Origin of the sequence: Achromobacter marplatensis (assembly GCF_049060505.1) — a bacterium.
GTDB classification, from domain to species: domain Bacteria; phylum Pseudomonadota; class Gammaproteobacteria; order Burkholderiales; family Burkholderiaceae_B; genus Achromobacter; species Achromobacter marplatensis_A.
This window is the reverse complement of record NZ_JBMGRB010000002.1, coordinates 372,163-397,615: the sequence shown is the minus strand read 5'-3', so window position 1 is coordinate 397,615 and position 25,453 is coordinate 372,163. Positions and strand designations below refer to the sequence as shown.

General features: G+C 65.2%; 29 protein-coding genes. 24 read left to right on the top strand and 5 right to left on the bottom strand.

What is annotated here, in order from left to right; genetic code table 11:
* Window positions 1-58 precede the first annotated feature (58 nt).
* The 10 genes from ACI0FO_RS06630 (at window position 59) to ACI0FO_RS06585 (ending at window position 7,202) form a co-directional block, all read left to right on the top strand.
* Window positions 59-619 (top strand): OmpH family outer membrane protein, encoded by a 561-nt coding sequence (locus ACI0FO_RS06630; protein ID WP_416025153.1) that lies wholly within the window; start codon window positions 59-61, stop codon window positions 617-619.
* 17 nt (window positions 620-636) lie between these two features.
* Entirely contained in the window at window positions 637-1,734 is a 1,098-nt protein-coding gene (gene lpxD, locus ACI0FO_RS06625) for a UDP-3-O-(3-hydroxymyristoyl)glucosamine N-acyltransferase (protein WP_416025151.1), read from the top strand.
* Window positions 1,735-1,801: 67 nt separating this feature from the next.
* Window positions 1,802-2,257 (top strand): 3-hydroxyacyl-ACP dehydratase FabZ, encoded by a 456-nt coding sequence (gene fabZ / locus ACI0FO_RS06620; protein ID WP_006223429.1) that lies wholly within the window; start codon window positions 1,802-1,804, stop codon window positions 2,255-2,257.
* The gene (gene lpxA, locus ACI0FO_RS06615) at window positions 2,258-3,052 is read left to right on the top strand and encodes an acyl-ACP--UDP-N-acetylglucosamine O-acyltransferase (protein ID WP_416025148.1); all 795 of its coding nucleotides are present in this window, start codon (window positions 2,258-2,260) and stop codon (window positions 3,050-3,052) included.
* Window positions 3,049-4,245 (top strand): lipid-A-disaccharide synthase, encoded by a 1,197-nt coding sequence (gene lpxB, locus ACI0FO_RS06610; RefSeq protein WP_416025146.1) that lies wholly within the window; start codon window positions 3,049-3,051, stop codon window positions 4,243-4,245. Before lpxA ends, lpxB begins: the two co-directional genes overlap by 4 nt.
* Entirely contained in the window at window positions 4,232-4,840 is a 609-nt protein-coding gene (rnhB, locus tag ACI0FO_RS06605; RefSeq protein WP_416025144.1) for a ribonuclease HII, read from the top strand. The genes lpxB and rnhB overlap by 14 nt, the downstream gene beginning before the upstream one ends.
* Window positions 4,837-5,625, top strand: coding sequence for a TrmH family RNA methyltransferase (locus ACI0FO_RS06600; protein WP_416025142.1), 789 nt, complete (start codon window positions 4,837-4,839; stop codon window positions 5,623-5,625). The genes rnhB and ACI0FO_RS06600 overlap by 4 nt, the downstream gene beginning before the upstream one ends.
* Window positions 5,626-5,752: 127 nt before the next feature.
* The gene (locus ACI0FO_RS06595; protein ID WP_416025140.1) at window positions 5,753-6,220 is read left to right on the top strand and encodes a DUF2846 domain-containing protein; all 468 of its coding nucleotides are present in this window, start codon (window positions 5,753-5,755) and stop codon (window positions 6,218-6,220) included.
* Window positions 6,221-6,402: 182 nt separating this feature from the next.
* The gene (locus ACI0FO_RS06590; RefSeq protein ID WP_416025138.1) at window positions 6,403-6,735 is read left to right on the top strand and encodes a hypothetical protein; all 333 of its coding nucleotides are present in this window, start codon (window positions 6,403-6,405) and stop codon (window positions 6,733-6,735) included.
* Window positions 6,732-7,202: a DUF2846 domain-containing protein gene (locus tag ACI0FO_RS06585; RefSeq protein ID WP_416025136.1), complete on the top strand. Its 471-nt coding sequence runs from the start codon at window positions 6,732-6,734 to the stop codon at window positions 7,200-7,202. The genes ACI0FO_RS06590 and ACI0FO_RS06585 overlap by 4 nt, the downstream gene beginning before the upstream one ends.
* Before the next feature lie 65 nt (window positions 7,203-7,267).
* Here the strand turns inward: ACI0FO_RS06585 and ppsR are convergent, their stop codons facing one another.
* Window positions 7,268-8,095 carry a posphoenolpyruvate synthetase regulatory kinase/phosphorylase PpsR gene (gene ppsR, locus ACI0FO_RS06580; RefSeq protein ID WP_416025134.1) on the bottom strand — a complete coding sequence of 276 codons (828 nt, stop codon included), beginning with the start codon at window positions 8,093-8,095 and terminating at the stop codon, window positions 7,268-7,270.
* Between the two features lie 180 nt (window positions 8,096-8,275).
* On the opposite strand from ppsR, the gene ppsA reads away from it, so the two are divergent.
* On the top strand, window positions 8,276-10,639 hold the full coding sequence (gene ppsA, locus ACI0FO_RS06575; RefSeq protein ID WP_105559698.1) for a phosphoenolpyruvate synthase: 2,364 nt from the start codon (window positions 8,276-8,278) through the stop codon (window positions 10,637-10,639).
* A gap of 98 nt (window positions 10,640-10,737) precedes the next feature.
* Here ppsA and ACI0FO_RS06570 read toward each other — a convergent pair whose 3' ends face one another.
* Window positions 10,738-11,583: a bifunctional transcriptional activator/DNA repair enzyme AdaA gene (locus ACI0FO_RS06570; RefSeq protein WP_416025132.1), complete on the bottom strand. Its 846-nt coding sequence runs from the start codon at window positions 11,581-11,583 to the stop codon at window positions 10,738-10,740.
* Window positions 11,584-11,682: 99 nt separating this feature from the next.
* Window positions 11,683-12,420 (bottom strand): glutamine amidotransferase, encoded by a 738-nt coding sequence (locus tag ACI0FO_RS06565; RefSeq protein WP_416025130.1) that lies wholly within the window; start codon window positions 12,418-12,420, stop codon window positions 11,683-11,685.
* Window positions 12,421-12,589: 169 nt separating this feature from the next.
* Here ACI0FO_RS06565 and ACI0FO_RS06560 point away from each other — a divergent pair, with 169 nt between their 5' ends.
* The 3 genes from ACI0FO_RS06560 to ACI0FO_RS06550 all read left to right on the top strand — a co-directional run bounded on the left by ACI0FO_RS06560 (window position 12,590) and on the right by ACI0FO_RS06550 (window position 15,248).
* Window positions 12,590-13,027: an NfeD family protein gene (locus ACI0FO_RS06560; protein ID WP_416025128.1), complete on the top strand. Its 438-nt coding sequence runs from the start codon at window positions 12,590-12,592 to the stop codon at window positions 13,025-13,027.
* 90 nt (window positions 13,028-13,117) lie between these two features.
* Window positions 13,118-14,044: an SPFH domain-containing protein gene (locus ACI0FO_RS06555; protein ID WP_105559693.1), complete on the top strand. Its 927-nt coding sequence runs from the start codon at window positions 13,118-13,120 to the stop codon at window positions 14,042-14,044.
* Between the two features lie 25 nt (window positions 14,045-14,069).
* Window positions 14,070-15,248 carry a GGDEF domain-containing protein gene (locus tag ACI0FO_RS06550; RefSeq protein ID WP_416025126.1) on the top strand — a complete coding sequence of 393 codons (1,179 nt, stop codon included), beginning with the start codon at window positions 14,070-14,072 and terminating at the stop codon, window positions 15,246-15,248.
* A 2-nt stretch (window positions 15,249-15,250) separates the two neighbouring features.
* Here the strand turns inward: ACI0FO_RS06550 and smpB are convergent, their stop codons facing one another.
* Complete coding sequence (smpB, locus tag ACI0FO_RS06545; protein WP_105559690.1) at window positions 15,251-15,724, bottom strand: SsrA-binding protein SmpB; 474 nt, start codon at window positions 15,722-15,724, stop codon at window positions 15,251-15,253.
* A 154-nt stretch (window positions 15,725-15,878) separates the two neighbouring features.
* Between smpB and ACI0FO_RS06540 the strand changes: the two genes are divergently transcribed.
* The 7 genes from ACI0FO_RS06540 to ACI0FO_RS06510 all read left to right on the top strand — a co-directional run bounded on the left by ACI0FO_RS06540 (window position 15,879) and on the right by ACI0FO_RS06510 (window position 21,388).
* On the top strand, window positions 15,879-16,313 hold the full coding sequence (locus tag ACI0FO_RS06540) for a type II toxin-antitoxin system RatA family toxin (protein WP_105559689.1): 435 nt from the start codon (window positions 15,879-15,881) through the stop codon (window positions 16,311-16,313).
* Window positions 16,303-16,650, top strand: a complete 348-nt coding sequence (locus ACI0FO_RS06535) for an RnfH family protein (protein WP_416025123.1) — start codon at window positions 16,303-16,305, stop codon at window positions 16,648-16,650. The genes ACI0FO_RS06540 and ACI0FO_RS06535 overlap by 11 nt, the downstream gene beginning before the upstream one ends.
* A gap of 213 nt (window positions 16,651-16,863) precedes the next feature.
* The gene (locus tag ACI0FO_RS06530; RefSeq protein ID WP_416025121.1) at window positions 16,864-18,018 is read left to right on the top strand and encodes an acyl-CoA dehydrogenase family protein; all 1,155 of its coding nucleotides are present in this window, start codon (window positions 16,864-16,866) and stop codon (window positions 18,016-18,018) included.
* A complete protein-coding gene (locus ACI0FO_RS06525; protein ID WP_416025119.1) occupies window positions 18,015-19,190 on the top strand; it encodes an enoyl-CoA hydratase/isomerase family protein in 1,176 nt (391 codons plus the stop codon). Before ACI0FO_RS06530 ends, ACI0FO_RS06525 begins: the two co-directional genes overlap by 4 nt.
* Window positions 19,191-19,292: 102 nt before the next feature.
* Window positions 19,293-20,183: a 3-hydroxyisobutyrate dehydrogenase gene (gene mmsB / locus ACI0FO_RS06520; protein WP_416025117.1), complete on the top strand. Its 891-nt coding sequence runs from the start codon at window positions 19,293-19,295 to the stop codon at window positions 20,181-20,183.
* A gap of 1 nt (window position 20,184) precedes the next feature.
* Window positions 20,185-20,622, top strand: coding sequence for a PaaI family thioesterase (locus ACI0FO_RS06515; RefSeq protein ID WP_416025115.1), 438 nt, complete (start codon window positions 20,185-20,187; stop codon window positions 20,620-20,622).
* A 76-nt stretch (window positions 20,623-20,698) separates the two neighbouring features.
* On the top strand, window positions 20,699-21,388 hold the full coding sequence (locus ACI0FO_RS06510; RefSeq protein ID WP_416025113.1) for a VIT1/CCC1 transporter family protein: 690 nt from the start codon (window positions 20,699-20,701) through the stop codon (window positions 21,386-21,388).
* 22 nt (window positions 21,389-21,410) lie between these two features.
* Here ACI0FO_RS06510 and ACI0FO_RS06505 read toward each other — a convergent pair whose 3' ends face one another.
* Complete coding sequence (locus tag ACI0FO_RS06505) at window positions 21,411-22,409, bottom strand: YgfZ/GcvT domain-containing protein (protein ID WP_416025111.1); 999 nt, start codon at window positions 22,407-22,409, stop codon at window positions 21,411-21,413.
* Between the two features lie 153 nt (window positions 22,410-22,562).
* Between ACI0FO_RS06505 and mltG the strand changes: the two genes are divergently transcribed.
* From mltG to holB, 3 genes are read left to right on the top strand one after another with little or no spacing between them, the layout of a single operon-like run.
* The gene (mltG, locus tag ACI0FO_RS06500; RefSeq protein ID WP_416025109.1) at window positions 22,563-23,726 is read left to right on the top strand and encodes an endolytic transglycosylase MltG; all 1,164 of its coding nucleotides are present in this window, start codon (window positions 22,563-22,565) and stop codon (window positions 23,724-23,726) included.
* Window positions 23,723-24,346, top strand: coding sequence for a dTMP kinase (tmk, locus tag ACI0FO_RS06495; protein ID WP_416025107.1), 624 nt, complete (start codon window positions 23,723-23,725; stop codon window positions 24,344-24,346). The genes mltG and tmk overlap by 4 nt, the downstream gene beginning before the upstream one ends.
* A complete protein-coding gene (gene holB / locus ACI0FO_RS06490) occupies window positions 24,343-25,392 on the top strand; it encodes a DNA polymerase III subunit delta' (protein ID WP_416025105.1) in 1,050 nt (349 codons plus the stop codon). Before tmk ends, holB begins: the two co-directional genes overlap by 4 nt.
* Window positions 25,393-25,453: the final 61 nt, after the last annotated feature.

Here is a 25,453-nt window from a genome sequence, read left to right as displayed (position 1 = left end):
TGCTGTTTAGTGGCACAATACACACTTTGGCTTTGCCTTACTGGAAGGTGAGATTTTCATGATGTCTGATTTCGCACTTAAATCATCGAAGACGCCGGGCGTGAAACGCCGTGGCAAGCTGGGCGGCTCCATTGCCCTGGTGGGTGCGCTCATTCTCGGTTCGGCTGCTGCGATCCCCGCGCAAGCTCAAAACACCAAGATCGGCTTCGTCAACACCGAGCGGATTCTGCGTGAATCGGGCCCGGCCAAGACGGCGCAAAGCAAGATCGAAGCTGAATTCAAGAAGCGCGACGACGAACTGCAGCGTCTTAACAGCAGCCTGCGTTCGCAAGCCGAAAAGTTCGACAAGGATGCGCCTGTCCTGTCGGAGTCGGATCGCGTCAAGCGCCAGCGCGAACTGTCGAACCTGGATACCGACCTGCAACGCAAGCGTCGCGAATTCCAGGAAGACTTCAATCGCCGCCGCAATGAAGAGTTCTCGGGCATCGTGACGAAGGCCAACGAGGCCATCAAGCGCATCGCCGAGCAAGAAAGCTACGACCTGATCATCCAGGACGCCGTGACGGTCAACCCGCGCATCGACATCACCGACAAGGTGATTCAGAGCCTGGGCAAGTAAGCAGTACCCGTCGAGTTATGCCGGTTTTACTGGATCTTGCCCGCGCGCCCACACTTGATGCACTGTTGAGCGCTGCCGACACCCAGGGAATGGACTGGCGTATCAGCGCGGCGCCCGGCGCGGACCCCTTGCGGGTCCGCGGCATCGGAACGCTGTCTTCGGCCGGCAGCCAGGAAATCGCTTTCCTGGCCAACCCCCGCTACCAAAGCCAACTGGGCGCCACGCAGGCAGGGGCAGTCATCGTCTCGGCCGACGTCGCCGAGGCCCTGGAAGCCGAGGGCGGCGCCCGGCCGCCGTTCGCGCTGGTCGTCTGTAAGCATCCCTATTTGCTTTACGCGCGTGTCGCGCAATGGTTCGATGCCGCCCGGCGGCCTGCGCAACCTGCCGCCACGCATCCTTCCGCGGTGGTCGCGCCCGACGCGGTGATCGAAGAAGGCGTGCGTATCGGCCCTAATTGCGTGGTGGAAGCCGGGGCGCGCATCGGCCGCGACACAGTGTTGGGACCCGGCTGCGTCATCGGCGCCGGCTCGTCTGTCGGCGCCGGAAGCCGTCTGCATGCCCACGTCACGCTGTATGAAGGCGTGAAGGTCGGCGCCCGGGCAATCATCCACAGCGGCGCCGTGCTGGGTGCGGACGGATTCGGCTTCGCGCCGGATCCGACGCTGGGCAAGGGCGCCTGGGGCAAGATTCCCCAGTTGGGCGGCGTGACTGTCGGCGCCGATGTCGAAATCGGGGCCAACACCACCATCGACCGTGGCGCCTTGGACGACACCGTGGTGGCGGACGGCGTCAAGCTGGATAACCAGATCATGGTGGCGCACAACGTGCGCATCGGCGCGCATACCGCCGTGGCGGCATGCGTCGGCATTGCCGGCTCGACCACCATCGGCGAACGCTGCACCATTGGCGGCGCGGCGATGCTGTCGGGCCACCTCAGCCTGACCGACGACGTGCATATATCGGGCGGCACGGCGGTGACGTCCAGCATTTCGAAGCCTGGCCGCTATACCGGGGTGTTCCCGTATGCGGAGCATGGCGAATGGCAGCGCAACGCTGCCGTGATACAACAGTTGGCGCAACTGCGCCGCCGCGTGCGGACGCTGGAAAAAGACTAGGGCGCGCGTTTGCCGCCCTGGCGCGCACGCGCCAACATTATTTCATTTCGCAGGAAAGCATAGAAAAATGGAACTCGACATCAAGGGGATCATGGAGAGGCTGCCGCATCGTTACCCGATGCTGCTGATTGATCGCGTCGTTGAAATGGTGCCCGGCAAATCCATTGTCGCCATCAAGAATGTCTCGATCAACGAACCGTTTTTCAACGGCCATTTTCCTCACCATCCGGTGATGCCGGGCGTGCTCATCGTCGAAGCCATGGCGCAAGCCTCGGCCTTGTTTTCGTTCACGGATGAAAACGGCGGACTGAAGTGCGAAGGCTCCAAGACGGCGTATTACCTCGTCGGCATCGATGGCGCGCGCTTCCGCCGCCCCGTCGTGCCGGGCGACCAGTTGCGCATCGAAGTCGAAGCCGAACGCCTGAGCCGCAGCATCTGTAAATATGCCGCGCGCGCGACAGTCGACGGACAGGAAGTGGCGTCCGCCAAACTGATGTGCGCGATTCGTAGCCTGGAAGAGTAAATGGCAGGACATATCCATCCTACCGCTGTCGTTGATCCGGCGGCAAAAATCGACCCGACTGCCGTGATCGGACCGTTCGCGGTGGTGGGGCCTGATGTGACCATCGGCGCGGGAACCGAGATCGGCCCGTACTGCATGGTCGACGGTGTCACGACCATCGGGCGCAATAACCGTTTTTACCGTTACTGCTCTATCGGCGGCATGCCGCAGGATAAGAAGTACGCGGGCGAAAAAACGCGCCTGACGATTGGCGACGGCAACACCGTGCGTGAATTCGTCACGCTGAATACCGGCACGGTGCAGGATGGTGGCGAAACGACGCTGGGCAACGACAACTGGATCATGGCCTATGTGCACGTCGCGCATGACTGCCACATCGGCAGCCACACGATCCTGGCCAATTCGGTCCAATTGGGCGGACACGTCCACGTGGGTGACTGGGCAATTATCGGCGGCTTGACCGGCGTGCACCAGTTCTCGCGCGTGGGCGCGCACACCATGACCGGCGGCAATAGTTCGTTGATGCAGGATTCGCCTCCGTTCGTGCTGGCGGCCGGCAATCCGTGCCGTCCCGTGGGCATCAACGTCGAAGGACTGAAGCGCCGGGGCTTTACCCCGGTGATGGTCTCGGCGCTGCGTGAAGCCTACAAGATCATGTATCGCCGCGGCTTGCCGCTGGACGTGGCGCGCGCCGAGTTGCGCAAGCGCCAGCAAGACACGCCCGAGGCGGCCGAGCATCTGCAAACGTTGCTCGATTTCCTTGACGTCGCATCGCGCGGCATCATTCGTCCATGAGCGCGCGGATCGGCATGGTGGCCGGCGAGCCTTCGGGCGACTTGCTGGCCGGACGCATCATTGCCGGTCTGCAAGCACGCGACGCCGGTGTTCGCTGCGAAGGGATTGGCGGGCCGCAGATGCAGGCCCGCGAGTTCGACACCTGGCATCCCATGCATGCCCTGACCGTATTCGGCTACGTAGACGCCTTGAAGCGGCTGCCCAGCCTGCTGGGCACGTATCGCGACGTCAAGCGCCGCTGGCTGGCGGAACCGCCCTCGGTGTTCGTCGGCATCGACGCGCCCGATTTCAATCTGCGGCTGGAGCACCAGCTGCGTCTGGCGGGCACGCCCACGGTGCATTTCGTCGGGCCCTCGATCTGGGCCTGGCGCTACGAACGCATCCACAAGATCCGCGAATCGGTGTCGCACATGCTGGTGCTATTCCCGTTCGAGGAAGAGATCTACCGCAAAGAGCGCATTCCGGTCACGTATGTGGGCCATCCGTTGGCAGGCGCCATTCCGATGGAACCCGACCGTGCCGCCGCGCGCGAACGGCTGGGCATCGACCAGAACGCCCGCGTGCTGGCGATTTTGCCGGGCAGCCGTTCATCCGAGATACGGTTGTTGGCGCCCCGGTTCCTTCAGGCGGCGCAACGGCTGCTAAAAAAAGACCCGGCCCTGCAATGCGTCGTCCCGATGGTCAACGATCAGCGGCGCGCGGAGTTCCAGGCGATTCTGGCTGAACACCCCGTGCCCGGTCTGCGCTGCATCACGGCGGACGACCTGCACGGGGCGGGCGGCGACCGCAAGGCGCCGGTGGCCTGGTCCGTCATGGAAGCCGCGAACGCGGTGCTGGTCGCCAGCGGCACCGCCACCCTCGAGACGGCGTTGTACAAGCGGCCCATGGTGATCTCTTACGTGCTGTCGCCCTGGATGCGCCGGATCATGACCTGGAAGTCCGGTCAGCAACGGCCTTACCTGCCTTGGGTAGGCCTGCCGAACGTGCTGTTGCGCGACTTCGCGGTGCCCGAGCTTCTGCAGGACGACGCCACGCCCGATAAGCTGGCCGAGGCCACCTGGGCGTCGCTGACCGACGACGCGCTGGTCGCGCGCGTCGAAGCCCGTTTTACCGCCATGCACCAGGAATTGCTGCGCGACACGCCAGCCCTGGCCGCGCAGGCGATCCTGGAGGTGGCCGGTGGAGCAGCCTGACCTGTTCGTGGCGCCTGCGCAACCGGCGCTGCTGACGGCCGGGGTGGATGAAGCCGGCCGTGGCCCATTGGCGGGCGCCGTGTACGCGGCGGCAGTCATCCTGGACCCCGATCGGCCGATCGAGGGGCTGGCCGATTCCAAGGTACTGAAAGCCGCCACGCGCGAAGCGCTGGCGCTGCTGATCCAGGAACGCGCGCTGGCCTGGTGCGTGGCCAGCGCCAGCGTGGGCGAGATTGATTCCTTGAATATTCTGCGCGCCACCATGCTGGCGATGCAGCGGGCCGTGCAGGGCCTGTCCACGCCCGCCCAGGTGGCGCTGGTGGACGGCAACCAGGCGCCCAAGCTGGCCTGCACGGTGCAGACGGTCATCAAGGGCGACGCTCTGGTGCCGGCGATCTCCGCCGCATCCATCCTGGCCAAAACCGCACGCGATGCCGACCTGATGCGTTTGCACGCGCTGTATCCGCAGTATGCGTTCGACCAGCACAAGGGCTATGGCACGGCGCTGCACCTGCAGTTGCTGCGCGAACATGGCCCTTGCGCCGAACATCGCCGCAGTTTCGCTCCCATCAAGGCTTTCGGCCTGGTCTCATGAAGCACATCAGTTCCCGCGACAATCCCGCGGTCAAGGCGCTGGTCAAGCTGGCGGGGGCGGCGGGCAAGCGCGGCGCCCCGGTCCTGCTTGACGGCGTTCACCTGTGCCAGGCTTGGCTGCAGCATTACGGCGCGCCCGACCAGGCAGTGTTCGACGTTGACCGGCTGTCGCAGCCCGACATCGCAGCGCTGGCGGCCGCCGTGCCGGATGCCCGCTGCCTGGCGCTGGACGCGCGGCTGATGCACTCGGTGGCCAGCGTGGAAAGCGGGCAGGGCGTTGCCTTCCTCGTCACTCCCGCCGCGTCGGAAATGCCCGTCGACGTTGACGAAAACTGTGTGCTCTTTGACCGCATCCAAGACCCTGGCAACGTCGGCACGCTGTTGCGTACCTGCGCGGCGGCGGGTGTGAAACGCGTGTTCCTGGCCACCGGCACCGCCGCCGCATGGTCACCCAAGGTCTTGCGTAGTGGCCAGGGCGCGCACTTCGCGCTGGCCATCCACGAACATGTCGATCTTGCCGCTTTGCTGCCCAGCCTGCGGGTGCCGCTGGTGGCCGCAGCTTTGGACGGTGCACAAAACCTGTACGAAGGCGCGCTGCCAACCCGCTGTGCCTGGGTTTTCGGGCACGAAGGTCAAGGCGTGGATCCGGCCTTGCTTGCCGCCGCGCGCCTGAAGGTTTGTATCCCGCACGACATGGCTGCGGTCGAGTCCTTGAACGTCGGCGCGGCCGCGGCGGTTTGCCTGTTCGAGCAGCGTCGCCAAGCACTTTCCCGCGCTGGATACTGACAAATCCGCCCTTTTTTCCCCTTTTTTTGCCAGGGCCCAGTGACATGGCCCCGTTTATACTCGCGCGTTGCGTGACGCGTGACGGCCGTGCGCGAACGATCAATCGGACGATTAAACAGGGCGAAAGATGAAGATGATTTCCAGGTGGGTGGTTGCCTCGGCAGCGGCGCTGTTGTTGCTGGCGGGCTGCGCGGGACCGCGCTATGCGGATGTCTCGTCCAGCATTCCGGATATTGAGCCGGGCTTGGGCCGCATCTATTTTTATCAACCCGCCTTGGCCCTGCGCACCGACGCCTTGCGGCCCGTCATTATGGTTGATGGCCGCAAGGTCGGCCGATCCAGTCCGGGCAGGTTCTTCTTTGTCGACCGTCCCGCCGGTGCGCGAACGCTGGTTATCGCCGCGGACCGTAAGGATCCCGACGCCGCGCTCAAGACCGAGCTTTCCAGTGGCCAGACGATCTACGTGCGTGTGGACGCCGACGGCCTCAAGCCGGCGCTGCGGCTGGAGGATTCCGCCGAAGCGGCTACCCAAGCGCTGGCCGGCCTGCATTATTGGGGCGCGGGCCGGCACGACCGGCAGCGGCTGCGTTATTGACAACGCACGCTTTGTAAAAATCAGTCGCACTCATATACTTCACGCTTTTAAATTTCTCCGAGGTGGCTATGGCGGCATCGCCGGTTACGAGATCGAAGGCGTGGACGACGCAAGGGCGGGTGTCCCGTGTCGGCCGGGTATTGCTGGTGGTGTCCACTTGCGCGCTTGCGCTGGGCGCTTGCATGTCGGTCAGTACAGAGAAAATCGGCATGACTCCCGTCGCTGCCGCTGACCCGATCCACACGATCCAGCTGTCCCGCGTTGTGATCGCGGCCTTGCCAAATGAAAGCAGCGTTACGCTGCCGGCCGCCTCGCAGTGGCGTCGCGTGGGTGCATTGCCCCAGGGCGATGTCTATCGCGCGATGAGCGGCTTGTTCACCATTCAGGCCCGGCGCCAGGGTGAAGCCTATTTAGTGGCGTCATCCGGCAAGCTGCTGGGTTTTTATCTGCCCGGCGAAAGCGCATATATGGCTCTGTCCCGCCCCGTCACCTTGCCTGTGGAGATGCGTCAATGAAATCGTGGATCAAGGGTGCTGCACTGATCTTCGCCGCTGTGTTGCTGGCGGGGTGCGCGGGCCCGAAGTTTGACGCGCTGCATGGCCGCTTGCCACCGATCGCCGAAGGCAAGGGGCGGATCTATTTCTATCAACCGCAGCCCACAAACCTGGCGGCGGCCCAACAGAAGCTGCGCGTCAACGATGTTGTGGTCGGCCGAAACAAGCCAGGCAGCTTTTTCTTTGTCGATCGGCCTGCCGGCAGCTATGTGGTCACCAATTTGCATTGGACGGGCGACGGGGTGAGCTTCATGCTGGATCCGGGCCAGACACGGTATGTGCGCGTCATGGCCGAGGTCTATGGCGCCACCGGCGCGGTCGGCAAGTTGTCGATGCAACTGGTCGACCCGCCCGAAGTGGCTGAAAACGAAATGCGAGGCTTGCGGTATTGGGGCGCGGCCAGTCCCGAGCGGATGCCGGGTTTCTGATCACGGCCCCTTCTACTGAATAAGGGTCCAGCCCAGGGCGCATCGTCGGTGCGGCCTGGCTTTTTTTAACCGCGGTCCAAACCCACTTCCTGCAATACCGTCGTCGCGATTTCTTCGATGGATTTGGTGGTGCTGGACAACCAGGAAATACCTTCGCGGCGCATCATGCGCTCGGCTTCGGCGACCTCGTAACGGCATTGCTCCAGCTGCGCGTAGCGGCTGTTGGGGCGGCGCTCGTTCCGGACTTCGGCCAGGCGTTCGGGCTGGATGGACAGGCCGAACAGCTTGCCGCGGTGTGGGGCGATGGTGGAGGGCAGGGTGCCGCGTTCGAAATCGTCGGGCGTCAGCGGGAAGTTGGCCGCCTTGATCGCATATTGCATGGCCAGATACAGGCTGGTGGGCGTCTTGCCGCAACGGGAAACGCCCACCAGGATCACATCGGCTTGGTCCAGCTGGTTCACGAACTGGCCGTCGTCGTGCGCCAGGCTGAAATTGATGGCGTCAATCCGGTTGCGGTATTTTTCGGAATTGGCCTGCATATGGGAGCGGCCGATAGAATGGCTGGACTTCAGGCCCAACGCTTGTTCGATATGGCTGACGAAGGTGCCGAACAGATCCATGAAGATGCCGTTCGCCTGGCGAACACGGGCCAGGATTTCGGGGTTGACCAGGGTGCTAAACACAATGGGGGGCACACCCGCTTCCAGGGCGCTGCGGTCGATGCGCATGGCGACCTCGGCGGCTTTTTCCAGCGTGTCGACAAAAGGCAGGCGGATCGGCTTGAACTGGACCTCTTCAAACTGGGAGAGCACCGACTGGCTGAAGGTCTCAGCGGTGATGCCGGTACTGTCGGAAACGATGTATACCGTGCGTACGATCGGGGTAGATGTCATGTGTAAAAAATTCCAACCAGTCAGATAGGCGAGGGTACTCCACCGAGTACAATCAGGCCCCTATAAGTCACCCCAAGGGCGGTCCAAGGCCAGTTTGGTCAGCGTTTGGAAATGCGGATTTTTCCGCCTATCCATCCATTGACCAAACTCGCTTTCATTCCATTGTAAAAGGTGACTTCAATGTCGTATGTTGTTTTGTTCGAGCAGCTCCGCATGACGGACGTGGACTCGGTAGGAGGCAAGAACGCATCACTAGGCGAAATGATCAGCCAGCTGTCTGGCGCGGGTGTCCGCGTGCCGGGCGGCTTTGCCACGACCGCTGACGCCTTCCGTGATTTCCTGAAGGCCTCGGGCCTGGACAAGCGCATCGCTGAACGCCTGACGACGCTGAACCCCGAAGACGTGCGCGAACTGGCCAACGCCGGCGCGGAAATCCGTCAATGGCTGGTCGAAGCTCCGTTCTCGGCTGAATTCGAATCCCAGATCCGCGAAGCCTTCGCCAAGCTGGACGCTGACGGCAAGGGTTCGTTCGCCGTGCGCTCGTCGGCCACGGCGGAAGACCTGCCCGACGCCTCGTTCGCCGGCCAGCAGGAAACCTTCCTGAACGTCGTCGGCATCGACGACGTGCTGGACAAGATCCGCCACGTGTTCGCGTCGTTGTACAACGACCGCGCTATCTCCTATCGCGTGCACAAGGGCTACGCCCACGCCGATGTGGCCTTGTCGGCCGGCATCCAGCGCATGGTGCGTTCCGACAAGGGCAGCGCCGGCGTCATGTTCACCATCGACACCGAATCGGGCTTTGAAGACGTCGTGTTCATCACGTCGTCCTACGGCCTGGGCGAAACCGTCGTCCAAGGCGCGGTCAACCCCGACGAGTTCTACGTCTTCAAGCCCACGCTGGCTCAAGGCAAATTCCCCATCGTCGGCCGCCGCATCGGCTCCAAGCTGATCAAGATGGAATTCGACCCCGAGCGTCCCGAAGGCCGTGCCGTGCGCACCGTCGACGTGCCGGTGTCCGAGCGCAACCGCTATTCGCTGACCGACGACGAGGTCAATGAACTGGCCCGCTACGCCGTCATCATCGAAAAGCACTACAAGCGCCCGATGGACATCGAGTGGGGCCGCGACGGCGTCGACGGCAAGATCTACATCCTGCAAGCGCGTCCGGAAACGGTGAAGTCGCAGCAGGGCGTGAACGACGTCCAGCAGCGCTACCGCCTGAAGGCGACCGGCCAGGTCCTGATCACCGGCCGCGCCATCGGCCAGAAGATCGGTGCGGGCCCCGTCCGCGTCGTGGCCGACATTTCGGACATGGACAAGGTCCAGCCGGGCGACGTGCTGGTCACCGACATGACGGACCCCAACTGGGAACCCGTGATGAAGCGTGCCGCTGCCATCGTGACGAACCGTGGCGGCCGTACCTGCCACGCGGCGATCATCGCGCGCGAACTGGGCATTCCGGCTGTCGTGGGTTGCGGCAACGCCACCGACCTGCTGAAGGAAGGCCAGGCCGTGACCGTGTCTTGCGCGGAAGGCGACGAAGGCCGCATTTATGACGGCTTGATCGAAACCGAAGTGGAAGAAGTGCGCCGCGGCGACATGCCCGCCATCGATCTGAAGATCATGATGAACGTGGGCAACCCGCAGTTGGCGTTCGATTTCGCGCAGATCCCGAACAGCGGCGTGGGCCTGGCCCGGCTGGAATTCATCATCAACAACAACATCGGCATTCACCCGAAGGCGGTCCTGGACTACCCGAATGTGGACGGCGAACTGAAGAAGGCCGTGGAATCGGCGGCCCGCGGGCACGCCAGCCCGCGCGCGTTCTTTGTCGAGAAGATGGCCGAAGGCGTGGCGACGATTGCCGCCGCCTTCTACCCGAAGCCGGTGATCGTGCGCATGTCGGACTTCAAGTCCAACGAGTACCGCAAGCTGGTTGGCGGTTCGCGCTACGAGCCCGAGGAAGAGAACCCCATGCTGGGCTTCCGCGGCGCGTCGCGCTACATCGCCGAAGACTTCGCCGAGTGCTTCCGCATGGAATGCGAAGCGCTGAAGAAGGTGCGCGATGACATGGGCCTGACCAACGTCGAGATCATGGTGCCGTTCGTGCGCACCGTGGGCCAGGCGGAAAAGGTCGTCAACCTGCTGGCCAAGCACGGCTTGGCGCGCGGTGAAAACGGCCTGAAGCTGATCATGATGTGCGAAGTGCCGTCCAACGCCATCCTGGCCGACGAATTCCTGCAGTACTTCGATGGCTTCTCGATCGGTTCCAACGACATGACGCAGTTGACGCTGGGCCTGGACCGCGATTCGGGCATGGAACTGCTGGCCGCCGACTTCGATGAACGCGATGAAGCCGTGAAATTCATGCTGCGCCGCGCGATCAAGGCTTGCCTGGCCGCCAACAAGTACGTGGGTATCTGCGGCCAAGGCCCCAGCGACCACCCGGACTTTGCGCAATGGCTGAAGGACGAGGGCATCCTGTCGATGTCGCTCAACCCGGATACCGTGGTCGACACCTGGCAGCGCCTGGCCAAGTAACGACTGGCTGGCTCTGATCAAAAAGCCCCGCATCGGAAACGATGCGGGGCTTTTTTTTCGCCGAACCTTTCCGGACAAGCGCCGGGGTTACGGCAAGATCAGGCCGCTTGCGCTTCTCGAGCGAGTAGCACGCGTTTGCGGTCGATGCCCCAGCGGTAGCCGGCCAGCGCCCCGTCGGTTCGCACCACGCGGTGGCAGGGAATGGCAAGCGCGATGTTGTTGGTGGCGCAGGCGCGCGCCACGGCGCGCACGGCGCGCGGCGAACCGATGCGTTCGGCGATATCGGTGTAGGTGGCGGTCGTGCCGGCGGGAATGTCCCGCAGGGCTTCCCAGACGCGGCGCTGGAAAGCGGTGCCGCGCACGTCCAGCGGCAGGTCGAGACCCCGGGATGGGTCTTCCACGAAGCCCACCACGGCGGCCACCCAGGCTTCGAATTCCGTGTCGGCGCCGATCAGCCGGGCCGCCTTGAAGCGGTCTTGCAGGTTGCGGACCAATTGCTCGGGGTCCGCATCCAGGGCGATTTCGCAGATGCCGGTGCTGCTGGCCGCGACCAGCAGCGCGCCCAGCGAGCATTGGGCCACGGCGAAGCGGATATCCACGCCTTCGCCATCCCTGCGGAACGCGGTGGGCGTCATGCCCAGGATGGCCGGCGCGGCTTCATAGAAGCGGCCGCTGGAATTGAAGCCGGCCTCGTACATGGCGTCCGTGACGCTGGCGCTTTGCTTGAGCTGCTGGCGCGCGCGGCTGGCGCGCAGGGCATTGGCATATGCCTTGGGCGTGATGCCCGTGGCGGCCTTGAAGATGCGGTGGAAATGGAAACGGCTCATGCCGGCCTGTTCCGCCAGGGTGGACAGATCGGGCGGCTGCTCGGCCTCCAGGGCGCGGCAGGCGCGCTCGACGGCGGCGGCATGCTGTTTGCTCAAGGGGGCTGCGGCTGGGCTCATACGGGACTCCTGTCGTGCGCATGGTCGGATGCGCGATGACCCATGGTCTCAAAGCAGCCCGGACGCCGCACTCCGGATGTTGCGTGCGGAAGGGGCCGATCAGGCAGGTGCGTAGACATCCAGGAACCGGCGCAGCAACCCGCCCGCCACCGGCGTCGCGCGGACATTGGCGGACAGGTCGGGAATGTCGAGGTTTTCGGCGGCATAGCGGCGGCCGTAGCGCTCCAGGTGCGCGCGGACGAAGTCCGGGCCGAATTCGGGGTGGAACTGGGTGGAAAATACGTTGCGGCCGATACGGATCATCTGATGCTCGTCCAGGTCGGAGCGCGCCAGCACGGCCGAGCCGGGGGGCGGTTGCAGCACGGTCTGGGCGTGCAGCATTTGCGCGGGGAAGGTGGGCGGCAGCCCGGCCAGCAGCTTGTCGCCCGACGCTGGCGGCAGCAGTTCGACCGTTTGCGTGCCCACTTCGCGGCCGGCGGGGTTATAGCCCACCTTGCCCCCCAGCGCGTGCGCCAGCAGCTGGTGGCCGTAGCAGACGCCAAACATGGGCAGGCCGGCTGTGGCGGCATCGCGCAGCCAGGCGGCGGTGTCTTCGCTCCAGGGTTCCTTGTCCGTGACCATGGCGGGTGAACCGGTGATCAGGGCGGCGCGATAGCGGGCGGGGGCCTGGGGGCGCTGGCCCTCGTGCACGGCGACGATTTCGACGGCGTCCGTGCCCAGGCCGGCCGCTTGCGCCAGTTGTTCGGCATAGCCGCCGAACTGGCTTTTAAGCGTGTCGTCCGGATCGCCGGTGTGCAGGATCAGGACGGGTAGGGCGGAAGATATTGCAGCGGTCATGGAAGCTTGTGCGTGGAAGAGGCAGATGCCGACGATCCGGATGGGACTGCGGCATCTACGTACATCATAATCCAGTGCGAATGCGCACGAGGACGCGATGCCGCCCCGTTGCGTCCCGGAAATACGTACAATCCGCTCACGACTCATCCTTTCAGGCGACCTTAAGACTATGTGGATCTGGCTGGGACTGGCCGCGCTGGCCCTTATCGGGGAACTGGCGACGGGGACCTTCTATTTGCTGCTGGTGGCCCTGGGATTGGCGGCTGCGGGCGTTGCCGCCTGGCTGGGCGCCGGCCTGGAATGGCAACTGGTGGCGTGCGGCGTCGTGCTGCTGCTGGGCTTGCTGCTGCTACGCAAAACACGCGTCCTGAAAAAGCGCGAGGTCAACTCGGCCCGCAATGCCGACGTCAATCTGGATATCGGCCAGACGGTGGCGGTCGAAGCCTGGTCAGACCAGGGCACCACGCGCGTCTGGTACCGCGGCGCCCACTGGCAGGCCGAGCTGGCCCGCGGCCAGACGCCACGCGCCGGCGAACACATCATTACCGAACTGCGTGGTTCGATCCTGGTGCTGACCCCCCGGGGCACGCCGGGCTCGGCACAATAGAACCGGCTTGCGCCAGGCGCAGCCCGCAGCGGGCGCCCTTGCCGGCAGGTAAAGGCGCCCTCGCACTTACTCCAGGAGAGGCTTTACATCATGATCGATACTTCCACTATCGTCCTGCTCGTCGTCGTCGCGCTGGCGATCCTGATCGTCATCAAGTCGATCGCCATCGTTCCCCAGCAGCACGCCTGGGTGGTCGAGCGCCTGGGCAAGTTCGACCGCGTCCTGTCGCCCGGCGCGGGCTTTGTCATCCCGTTCATCGAACGCGTGTCGTACAAGCACTCGCTAAAGGAAATCCCGCTGGACGTGCCCAGCCAGGTTTGCATCACGCGCGACAATACCCAATTGCAGGTCGACGGCGTGCTGTACTTCCAGGTGACGGACCCGATGCGCGCGTCCTACGGTTCGTCCAACTACATCTCGGCCATCACGCAGCTGGCGCAGACCACCTTGCGTTCCGTCATCGGCAAGATGGAACTGGACCGCACCTTCGAAGAGCGCGATTCCATCAACAGCAACATCGTGTCGTCGCTGGACGAGGCCGCGCTGAACTGGGGCGTGAAGGTCTTGCGCTACGAGATCAAGGATTTGACGCCGCCCAACGAGATCCTGCGTTCGATGCAGGCGCAGATCACCGCCGAACGTGAAAAGCGCGCGCTGATCGCGGCCTCGGAAGGCCGCCGCCAGGAACAGATCAACATCGCCACCGGCGAGCGTGAAGCTGCCATCGCCCGTTCCGAAGGCGAAAAGCAGGCGCAGATCAACCAGGCGCAGGGCGAGGCCGCTGCCGTGCTGGCGATCGCCGAGGCCACCGCCAAAGCCATCACGCAAGTGGCCGATGCCGTGCGGCATCCGGGCGGCATGGAGGCCGTGAACCTGAAGGTGGCCGAGCGCTACGTCGAGGCGTTCGGCAATGTGGCCAAGGAAGGCAATACGCTGATCCTGCCGGCCAACCTGGCGGACGTAGGCGGCATGATCGCTTCCGCCATGACCATTGTGAAGTCTACGCGCAACACTTGACACCGCGCCTTGCGGCGCCCCGGCCATGATCGCTCCCGTGAATTTGCTTTTGATAGCAGGGCTGGCGGGAGTGCTGTCCTTGTGCGTGCTGGGATCCCTGGCGCGTAGCGGCATGGCCGGCATTCGCGAAACCATACGCGCCAACTTGCTCACGCTGTTGGCGTTTTTTACGTTTGGCCTGCAGAACACGGCGGCGCCCTTGTGGCTGTCCGTCATCGTCCCGAACTCGGCCATCGCGCTTGCGCTCTGTTCGTACTACACAGGCGTGCGGCGATTGATGGGGCTTGGCGTGCCGCGTCACCTGATGACGCTTGCTTGCCTGGCGGCGCTGGTGGTGCTGCTGGGCTATACCTACGTGGACTGGCAAGTTGGGCCGCGCATCGTGGCGATGTCGCTGCTGCAGATGGGGTTTCTTTTGGCCGTGGCCTTCACGGTGCAGCGCAATATGCCGGCGCACCGGTCGCGTTACAGCTACCGTTTTGTGTGGTCGGTAGCGATGGTGTCGGCCGCGATTTGCGGTGTGCGGGCCGGCGCTCATGTGCTGCACCTGGTGCCGCCGCAGACGCTGCTTGAACCCAGCGTATGGAATATTGCCTATTTGACGCTGGGCGTGCTGGTGATGCCTTGCCTGACGTTGGGCACCATCATGGTGATCCACGATCGCATGTTGGCCGACCGCGAGCACGAAGCCAATACCGATTTCCTGACCGGGTTGATGTCGCGCAAGGCGTGGTGGATGCAGGCGGAGCGCTATTGCGCGCAGGCGTTGCGCATGCGCCGGCCCTTGACCCTGCTGTTGCTGGACATTGACCACTTCAAGGCCATCAACGACACGCACGGCCATGCGGCGGGCGATGCGGTCCTGCGGCATTTCGGCTTGCTGGCGACGGCTACGCTGCGCACGGGCGACCACGTCGGCCGCGTGGGCGGCGAAGAATTCGGCGTGCTGTTTCCCGAAATGCGCGCCGATGCGGTCATGGACGTAGCGGGCCGGCTGCTGGATTCCGTGCACCGAACGCCTTGTTCGCATGGCGGCAGCACCATTTCATACACGTTCAGCGCGGGCATCGCCGAATGGATGCCCGGCGAGAGCCTGCAGGTTTTTTTCGAAAGGGCCGACCGCAAGCTCTATGCGGCCAAGTCGGCGGGGCGCAACCGCATCGTGGGGCTGGTCGAGCCTGCCGCGTTGGCGGCCGTGGCCTGACGTTAATCGGCCTTGTCTTTGCGAGGGGCCCGCGTGTCGTGCTTCATGATGCGTTCTTTTTCGCGCTGCCAGTCTTTTTCGCGCGCGGTGTCGCGCTTGTCGAACATCTTCTTGCCGCGGCCCAGGGCGAAGTCCAGCTTGATGCGCCCGTTTTTGTAGTGCAGGTTCAGCGGCACCAGCGTGTAGCCGCGCTGCTCGACCTTGCCGATGAGCTTGCTGATTTCCTCGGCCTTGAGCAGCAGCTTGCGCGTGCGCATGGCATCGGGGTGGATATGGGTGGAAGCCGTCGGCAACGGGCTGACGTGCATGCCCAGCAGGTACAGTTCGCCATCGCGTACGATGACGTAGCTTTCCTTGAGCTGCACGCGGCCATCGCGGATCGCCTTGACTTCCCAGCCTTGCAGGACAAGGCCGGCTTCGTAGCGGTCTTCGATGAAATAGTCGTGCGTGGCCTTGCGATTGTCGATAATGCTCATAACGCCTTTTTTGCCTGGGGGCTTTGCGGGTCTTTTCGGGGGGGCTGACTGGCGGGGCCGGGTTTGGACGTGCCACGCCGCGCTTTTCCCGTTATTAGGCCCAGGTCGTGCGGTGCCGGTAAAATCTTGCCATTCTAGCCATTTGCGATAGTCGATGCACAAAGTACAACGATCCGTCCTGGTGCCTTACAGCGCCGCCCAGATGTTCGATCTGGTCGCTGACGTGGAAAAGTACCCCGAGTTCATGCCGTGGTGTGGCGGCGCCGAGGTGCAGACCCGCGACGAACATGGCATGCAGGCCTCTATCCTGATCAGCTTCGCCGGGATGAAGCAGCGCTTCACCACGCGCAATACCCACGTCTATCCGGACCGAATCGACCTGGAGCTGGTGGACGGCCCTTTCTCCAGCCTGATCGGGCATTGGGAATTCCAACCGCTGGCCGAAGACGCCTGCAAGGTGCTGTTCACCATGGAATACGCGTTTTCCAATCGCGCCTTGGAAATGGTGGTGGGGCCCGTGTTCAACCGCATTGCGACCAGCTTCATCGATTCCTTCACCAAGCGGGCGCAGGCCAAGTATGGGGAATGAACCCGCCGGTGCGGCGCTGTTGAACATCAGCGTCTGCTATGCCCTGCCGGGCCATGTGTGGCTGCGTGAAATCCAGTTGCCCGAGGGCGCGACGGTGGCCGACGCGTTGGCCGCCAGTGGATTCGCCCAAGCCTTTCCCGTTGTGCAGCCGTGGGAGCGTGGTGTGGGGATTTTCGGCCGCGCGACCGAGCCGCAAGCCAGGCTGGCGGACGGCGACCGCGTGGAGATCTACCGCGGGCTGAGTTTCGACCCCAAGGAGTCGCGCCGCCGCAGGGCGGAACACCGTCGCGCCAAAACGGCCAGAAACGGCAGGGTGCGCCCCGCGGGGCTGCTGTAACCCCAGGCCCGGCAGCACCCAGGCGGCCTCGCGCGCCTTGCGGGGGCCGCTTACATTGTCATCAATAAGACAAATCGCCCGGCGGCATCCGGCGTAACATAAACACGGTTCGCACTTACGTTTACGTTAACGTCATGTCAAAATCGACCGGCTGACGTTCACGAGGCGGCAGCAACGCCAACAGACAATACCGATGACAACAGGAGACAGGCTGTGGACTTGGAACTGACCGACGAGCAGCGCGCGTTCGCGCAGGCCGCCCGCGACTACGCCGAAGGCGAGCTGGCGCCCCATGCGGCGCGCTGGGACGCCGAGGGCATTTTTCCGCGCGAAGCCTTCGCCCGGGCGGGCGAGATGGGCTTCTGCGCCATCTACGCCAGTGAAGAGATCGGCGGTTTGGGCCTGCCGCGCCTGGATGCCACGCTGGTGTTCGAGGAAATGGCGGCGGTGGACCCGTCGACGACCGCGTTCCTGACGATCCACAACATGGCCACCTGGATGGTCGGCAAGTGGGGACAGCCCGCGCTGCGCGAGGCCTGGGGCCCATTGCTGGCCAGCGGCCAGAAGCTGGCCTCGTATTGCCTGACCGAGCCGGGCGCCGGTTCCGATGCCGCATCGCTGTCCACCCGGGCGCAGCGCGACGGCGATGACTATGTTCTGAACGGGGCCAAGGCCTTTATTTCGGGCGGCGGCGATACCGATCTGCTGGTGGTGATGGCGCGGACCGGGGGCGAGGGGGCGGGCGGTATCAGCGCGTTCGCCGTGCCTGCCGATACGCCGGGTATCAGCTATGGCCGCAAGGAAGAAAAGATGGGCTGGAACAGCCAGTCCACGCGCCCCATCACGTTCGAGAACGTGCGCGTGCCGGCTGGCAACCTGCTGGGCCAGGAAGGCGAGGGCTTCAAGATCGCCATGAAGGGCCTGGATGGTGGCCGCATCAACATCGGCACCTGCTCGGTCGGCGCGGCGCAGGGCGCCCTGGACGCCGCCCGCCGCTATATGGACGAGCGCCGGCAGTTCAACCGCCGCCTGGCGGAATTCCAGGCCTTGCAGTTCAAATTGGCCGACATGGCCACGCACCTGGTGGCGGCGCGCCAGATGGTGCGCCTGGCCGCTTGCAAGCTGGATGCGGGCGCGCCGGATGCAGCGACCTACTGCGCCATGGCCAAGCGCTTCGCGACGGATATGGGCTTCCAGATTTGCCTGGACGCGCAACAGATTCATGGCGGCTATGGATACTTGCGGGACTATCCCTTGGAGCGTCTGGTGCGCGATACTCGCGTTCATCAGATTCTGGAGGGCACCAACGAGATCATGCGCGTGATCATTGCCCGCCAATTGTTGGAAAAAGGAGCCGACATAAGATGAATGCACCGGTGTTGTTCGAAGAAAGAAGTGCGGCGAACGGCATGCGGTTCGGGATCGCGACGCTGAATGCGCCGCAGACCCTGAACGGCCTGTCGCTGGAAATGGTGGACTTGCTGGCGGGGCGTCTGGACGAATGGGCGCGCGACCCGGGCGTGGCGCTGGTGGTGCTGCAAGGCGCGGGCGAGAAGGCGTTCTGCGCCGGCGGCGACCTGCACGGCCTGTACCGCAGCATGGGCGAGAACCAGGGCAAGAGCGGTTGGAGCAATGCGTATGCGCGCCGCTTCTTCGAGCACGAGTACCGGTTGGACTACCGCATCCATACCTATCCGAAGCCCGTGCTGTGCTGGGGCCACGGCATCGTCATGGGCGGCGGTATCGGCCTGATGATGGGCGCCAGCCATCGCGTGGTCAGCGAGACCTCGCGGCTGGCGATGCCGGAAGTGTCCATCGGCCTGTTCCCCGATGTGGGCGGCAGTTGGCTGCTGAACCGCATGCCGGGCCGCATCGGCCTGTTCCTGGCCTTGACGGGCGCGCACGTGAACACCGCCGACGCCTTCTTCGCGGGGCTGGCGGATTTCCGCCTGAACCACGCGGATTGGCCGAAGTTGCTGGCGTCGCTGGAAGAGCAACCCTGGGCCGGCCAGGGCGCGGGCGCGACGGAAACGTCGCTGGCGCCGCGTTCGTTGAACGATGGACTGCTGCGCCGCGCGTTGACCGCGCTGGAGCCGCAGACGCCGCTGGAGCCGGGCCCTCTGCGCCAGCATTCGTTCCAGATCAACAACCTGTGCAACGGCAACCGGCTGGACGAGATCTACGAAGAGCTGGCGCTGCTGAAGGATCACGCCGATCCCTGGCTGGCGCGCGCGGCGACGACGATGCTGGCGGGTTCGCCGGGGTCGGTGCGCCTGGCGTTCGCCTTGCAGCAGCGCACGCGCTTGCGGTCGCTGGACGACGTGTTCCGCGCCGAGTACATCGCCGCGCTGGCCTGCACGGCGCACGGTGACTTTGCCGAGGGCATCCGTGCTTTGTTGGTCGACAAAGACAAGAATCCGCGCTGGAATCCGGCGGTCATGGACATGGCGACCGACGCCTGGGTGCAGAAGTTCTTCGAAGAACCGTGGCCCGAAGGCGAGCCGCATCCCCTGGCCGATCTGGGCCAGGAAGGGCGTTGACGCGCCGGCCGGTTCGCACCGTGGACCGGCCACCCAAGATTTCCGTCATGCAGGTCACGATGAATCCATACCTACAGCAATAGCAACAGGAGACAAGACATCATGAGCAGTATCGCGTTTATCGGTTTGGGCAACATGGGCGCGCCCATGGCATTGAATCTGGTCAAGGCTGGCCACACCCTGACGGTGTTCGACCTGGTGCCGGCCGCCGTCAAGCTGTTGACCGACGCTGGCGCCAAGGCGGCAGCATCCGCCTCCGAAGCCGTCAAGGGCGCCGACGTGGTGATTTCGATGTTGCCGGCCAGCAAGCACGTGGAAGGCCTGTATCTGGGCGAAGACCTGCTGGGCAAGATCCCATCCAGCGCCCTGGTCATCGAGTGCAGCACCATCGCGCCGGATTCCGCGCGCAAGGTGGCGCAGGCGGCCGACGTGCGCGGCATCGCCATGATCGACGCGCCGGTGTCGGGCGGCACCGGCGGCGCGGCCGCCGGCACGCTGACGTTCATCGTCGGCGGGCAGGACGCCGCGCTGGAGCGCGCGCGCCCCGTGCTGGAGAAGATGGGCAAGAACATCTTCCACGCCGGCCCCGCAGGCGCCGGCCAAGTGGCCAAGATCTGCAACAACATGCTGCTGGGCATCCTGATGGCGGGCACGTCCGAGGCGCTGGCGCTGGGCGTGGCCAACGGCCTGGACCCGAAGGTGCTGTCCGACATCATTGCCAAGAGTTCAGGCCGCAACTGGGCCACCGAACTCTACAACCCGTGGCCGGGCGTCATGGACCATGCGCCGGCGTCCAAAGGCTATGCGGGCGGCTTTGGCGTGGACCTGATGCTGAAGGACCTGGGCCTGGCGGCCGAGGCGGCGCTGTCGGCGCGCGCCTCCATCCCGTTGGGCGAACTGGCGCGCAACCTGTATTCGCTGCATAGCTCGGGCGGATCGGGCAAGCTGGACTTTTCCAGCATCGTCAACCTGGTCAAGCGCGAGCAGGACTGACATGGCCGGGCATCACTCGCCGTCCGACCCGGCCGCACGGGTCAAGGCCAGTTTCGACCAGCAAAGCATCATGCGGCTGCTGGGCGCCGGGCTGGACGTGGTGGAGCCGGGCAGGGTGGACATCGTGCTGCCTTACCGCGCCGACCTGTGCCAGCAGAACGGCTTTTTGCATGCGGGCATTTCGACGACGATCGCCGATAGCGCGGGCGGCTATGCGGCCTACACGCTGTTCGGGCCCGGCGAAGACGTCCTGACCTCGGAGTTCAAGATGAACTTCCTGGCGCCGGCCAAGGGCGACCGCTTTGTGGCCAGCGGCCGGGTGGTGAAGCCGGGCAAGCGCCTGTCCATCTGCCAGGTCGAAGTGCATGCGTATGAAGGCGAGCAGGCCACGATGTGCGTGATAGGCTTGCTTACCGCGGTACGCGTGACGCCGCGATGAATGCGGCGCGGTGCGCGTCCGGCCTTGGCGGCCGGGCGCATGCCGCACTTGTCACGCGCCGTTTGGGTACCGCGCAATGCCTTCAAAAGAACATCATCGGATTTTCCGCAGCAACTGGTTGCGCGCCGCCGTGCTGGGCGCCAACGACGGCATCGTCTCCACCGCCAGCCTGATCACCGGTGTGGCGGCGGCGCAGGCCACGCATGGCGCCATCCTGACGTCGGGCCTGGCCGGCCTGGTGGCGGGGGCGCTGTCGATGGCGGCAGGCGAATACGTGTCAGTGCGGTCGCAGGCCGATACCGAGGCCGCCGACCTGCGCCTGGAGCAGCGTTCGCTGAAGGGCAACTCGGAAGAAGAGCTGGCTGAATTGGTGGACATCTATGTGGGACGCGGCCTGACGCGTGACCTGGCGGGGCAGGTGGCGCGCCAGTTGACGCGTCATGACGCGCTGGATGCGCACGCGCGTGACGAACTGGGCATTTCGATCCACAACCGGGCGCAGCCCGTGCAAGCCGCGGTGGCTTCGGCGGCGTCGTTCGCGGGGGGCGCCGCATTGCCGCTGGTGGTGGCGGCGACCGCGCCTTTGCCGCAGTTGATCCCTTGGGTGATCGGCACGTCGGTGGCCTGCCTGGCCGCGCTTGGCGCCTTGGCCGCAGGCGCCGGGGGCGCGCCCAAAGGCCCGGCCGCGTTGCGCGTGACGGTGCTGGGCGCGTTGGCGATGGCGGCGACCGCCGCCGTTGGCGCATTGTTCGGCGTGGCCGTGTAGGGCCGACGCCGGGCGAAAACGCTTAAGGCAAGATCGAGTACGGCAGCGGCGCCGCAGCAATGCGGGGGCCGTCCGCCGCGCCCAGGCGCAGATCGCCTTCGGGCAAGGCGGCCAGCGTGGTTTCGAACAGCACGGACGCCAAGCCGGCTTCGCTGGCGGCATCCACGATGCGGCCGATGGGTTCGCCGGGCTGGGTGGCGTCGAACACGTCCACGCCAGCCAGCGCCGCGCCTTGCAGGCTGGCGTCGGCGATGGTGCCGTAGGCCATGCGGCGTTTGACGGTGCCGCGATAGTGGCTGCGCGCCACGACTTCCTGGCCCGGATAACAGCCCTTGGTGAAGCTCACGCCCTGAATAAGCTCAAGGTTGACGGTCTGCGGGATGAAGACGTCTTGCGTGGCCGCGGCGATCCAGGGGATGCCGGCGGCCAGGTCAGCCACTTGCCATTGCGAGGCCGGCGCCAAGCCCAATGCGGCAGCCAGCGGGGCGGCCTGGTCCAGTTGCTCGTCGGAGGCGATCCACCACCAGCGCAGGCGGCCGTCGGCGGACGGCGCCGCGATCCAGGTGCCGGACGGCAGGTCGGCGCGTTGCCAGGCGCCGCGGGGCAAGGCGCCGGCCACGGCTTCCAGCGCGGCGGCCTCCGCAGGCGATGCCTGGACACCGGCGACGTGCAGCGGGGCGGCGGCCAGTTTGACCTTGGCCCGCAGCACGAACATCGACAGGCGCTTGAGCAAGGCCTGCGACAGGTCCTGGCGCACCAGGCCATAGAGTTGCGGGCCATCTTCCGCGCCGGGGGCGGCGCGCCACATCACCAGGGTGGCCAGCAGGCGGCCCTTGGCGGTGCAATAGCCCGCCAGGCGGGCGGCGTCGGCGGGCAGGCCGGTAACGTCCTGCGTAAGCTGGCCGTGCAGGAAGGGCAGCGCGTCGGCGCCGGAAGCGCTGAAGACGACAAAATCATCCAGCGGCGCGCATTGCGCGCAACCTTCCGCGCGGACAGGGATCGAATTGTAGAAAGCGTGCATGGCGGCGGTGTGATCGCAACATCAAAGTGCAGATGATAGCCGTCTTCCCCCTGGGGCAGAAGGCAAGCCCCCGACGGCCGCAGGGCCTCGCGGGCACCCCGGCCCCACTTTTGCCGCGACAGTTCCGCGCGATCCATTAAACTTCTGGGACTTATGAAGAAGCGACTCCGTTTTTACGTCTTGTGGTCATTCCTGCTCATCGTGATTGCCGCCGCGGCGGCCGTGGGCGCCGCATGGAGCTGGATGCACCGGCCCATGCAGTTACCGGCCGACAGGATCGATTTTGTAGTGGACCCGGGCAGCAGCCCGCGCGCGGTTGCGCGCGCGCTCAATGCGGTCGGCGTGCCGATGTGGGAACCGGGCTTTGTCTGGATGGCGCGCCTGACGGAACAGGACAAGCTGATGAAGGCCGGGGGGTATCAGGCCATCAACGGCGATACGCCCTTGTTGCTGCTGGAGCGGCTGGCGCGGGGCGACATGACCCAGCGCCAGATTACCTTCCTGGAAGGCTGGACATTCCGCCAGATCCGCCAGGCGCTGCGCGAGAATCCCGACATCAAGCAGACTTTGGGCGACGTCAGCGATGAAGCGCTGATGGAACGCCTGGGCTCGGACATCAAGCACCCCGAAGGGCTGTTCTTTCCGGACACCTATGTCTTCACGCCCGGCAGCACCGATTACGATCTGCTGCGCCGCGCCTATCAGGAAGGGCAGCGCATCCTGCAGGACACCTGGGCCAAGCGCCAGTCCGACCTGCCGGTCGCCACGCCTTACGAAGCGTTGGTGCTGGCGTCGATCATCGAAAAGGAAACGGGCCACGGCCCCGACCGCCGCCGCGTGTCCGGCGTGTTCACCAACCGCTTGAAGATCGGCATGTTGCTGCAGACCGATCCCACCGTCATCTACGGAATGGGCGAGAACTACCAGGGACGGATCCGCAAGCGCGACCTGCAAACCGATACCCCGTGGAACACCTATACCCGGCCGGGCCTGCCGCCCACGCCGATCGCGGCGGCGGGCCGGGCGGCGCTGCTGGCCGCGGTGCAGCCTGAACAGCACAAGTACCTGTTCTTCGTGTCGCGGGGCAACGGCACCAGCGAATTCGCGGAGAACCTGTCGGGGCACAATCGCAACGTTTCGCGGTACATCCTGGGCCAGGGCCAGACCGTGCGTCCGACCGCGGTGCCGGCGCCCGCTGCCGCGCCGGCGCCCGCCGGAGCTCCGAACGCCTCCGCCGCGACGCCCGCCGATGATGGCCAGGCCGCTGGCGCAAACCCCGGCACCCAATCCGAAACAGCACAAGGACAAGATCAATGACCTCACGCGGACGCTTCATTACGCTTGAGGGCGTGGACGGCGCGGGCAAAAGCACGCACACCGTCTGGATCGCGGACTTTTTGCGTGGCCAGGGTGTGGACGTGGTGTCCACGCGCGAACCCGGCGGCACGCCGCTGGGCGAGAAGCTGCGTGCCCTGGTGTTGACCGACACCATGGGTCTGGACACCGAAACCCTGCTGATGTTCGCGGCCCGCTGTGAGCATGCGCGCCAAGTGATCGAACCGGCGTTGGCGCGCGGCGCGTGGGTCGTGTGCGACCGCTATACCGACGCCACCTACGCCTACCAGGGCGGCGGGCGCGGCTTGGGCGCTGCGCGCATAGCCGTGCTGGAAACATGGATGCAGGCGGGCCAGCCCGACCGCACCTGGCTTTTCGATGTGCCGCTGGATGTGGCGCGCGCCCGGTTGGCCGATGCGCGCGAACCGGATCGTTTCGAACGCGAGGGCGCGGCATTCTTCGAGCGCACTCGCGAGGCCTATCACGCCCGCGCGAAGGCCGACCCCGGCCGCATCCATATCGTGGATTCCACGCAGTCCATCGAACAGATCCGCAAGGAACTGGAAGCCGGGCTGCGCGCACTGTTGGCCGCCGACGCATGAGCGCCCCCCAATTCCTGCCTTGGCAGATGGACACGGCGCGATCCTGGCTGGGCAATCGCGACCGTTTCGCCCATGCCTGGCTGGTGCACGGCCTGGCCGGCATCGGCAAACTGGACTTCGCGATCGCCGCGGCAGCAAGCCTGCTGTGCGAGACGCCCGACAACGGCCTGGCTTGTGGGCATTGCGCGGCCTGTGCCTGGTTTGCCAGCGGCAACCACCCCGACTTGCGCCGTATCCGGCCCGAAGCCGTGGCCGTGGAAGAGGGGGCTGACGCCGCCGAACCCGCTGAAGACGCCGAACCCGCCACCGGACCCGCCAAGCGTGCGCCGTCCAAGGAAATCCGCATCGACCAGATCCGTTCACTGGAATCGTGGTTCAACACCGCGACGCACCGGGGCGGATGGCGCGTGGCGCTGCTGTATCCGGCGCACGCGCTGAACGTGGTGTCGTCCAACGCGTTGCTCAAGGTTTTGGAAGAGCCGCCCCCGCATACGGTGTTCCTGCTGGTGGCCGATGCCCCGGACCGCCTGTTGCCGACGTTGGTGTCGCGCTGCCGGCGTTTGCCGCTGCCGGCGCCGGATCCGGATACCGCGCTGCAATGGCTGCGCGGGCAGAATGTCGAGCCCGCGAAGGAATGGCTGGCGGCAGCCGGCGGCGCGCCCTTGGCTGCGCTGCGCCTGGCGCAGGCGGGTGATGCACCCTGCCCGCCGTGGTTGCAACAGCTGATCGGCCCGCTTGCGCAGGGCCAGTCGCCCGATGTCGGCACGTTGGCTGAATTGCTGGAAAAGGTGTCGGCCAGCGAATGGATCGATGCGTTGCAACGCGTTTATACCGACCTGATGCTGGCTAGCGCGGCGGCGCCGGTGCGCTACTTTCCGGCGCTGGCGGTGGGCGTTGCCCAGGTTGCCGCCCGCATGGACAAGGCGCGCGTGGCCGAAGCCGCGCGCTGGCTGACGCGGCAGCGCGCCCTGGCCACCCATCCGCTGAACGCCAAGCTTTTCGCGCACGCCACCCTGCAACGCGTGGTGCTATCCTGCCAGGCGTAAGTCCCTGATCCCATGGTGCTTCTTCCGCAAACGGAACGAGGCGCCGCGGCTCTTTTTTCGT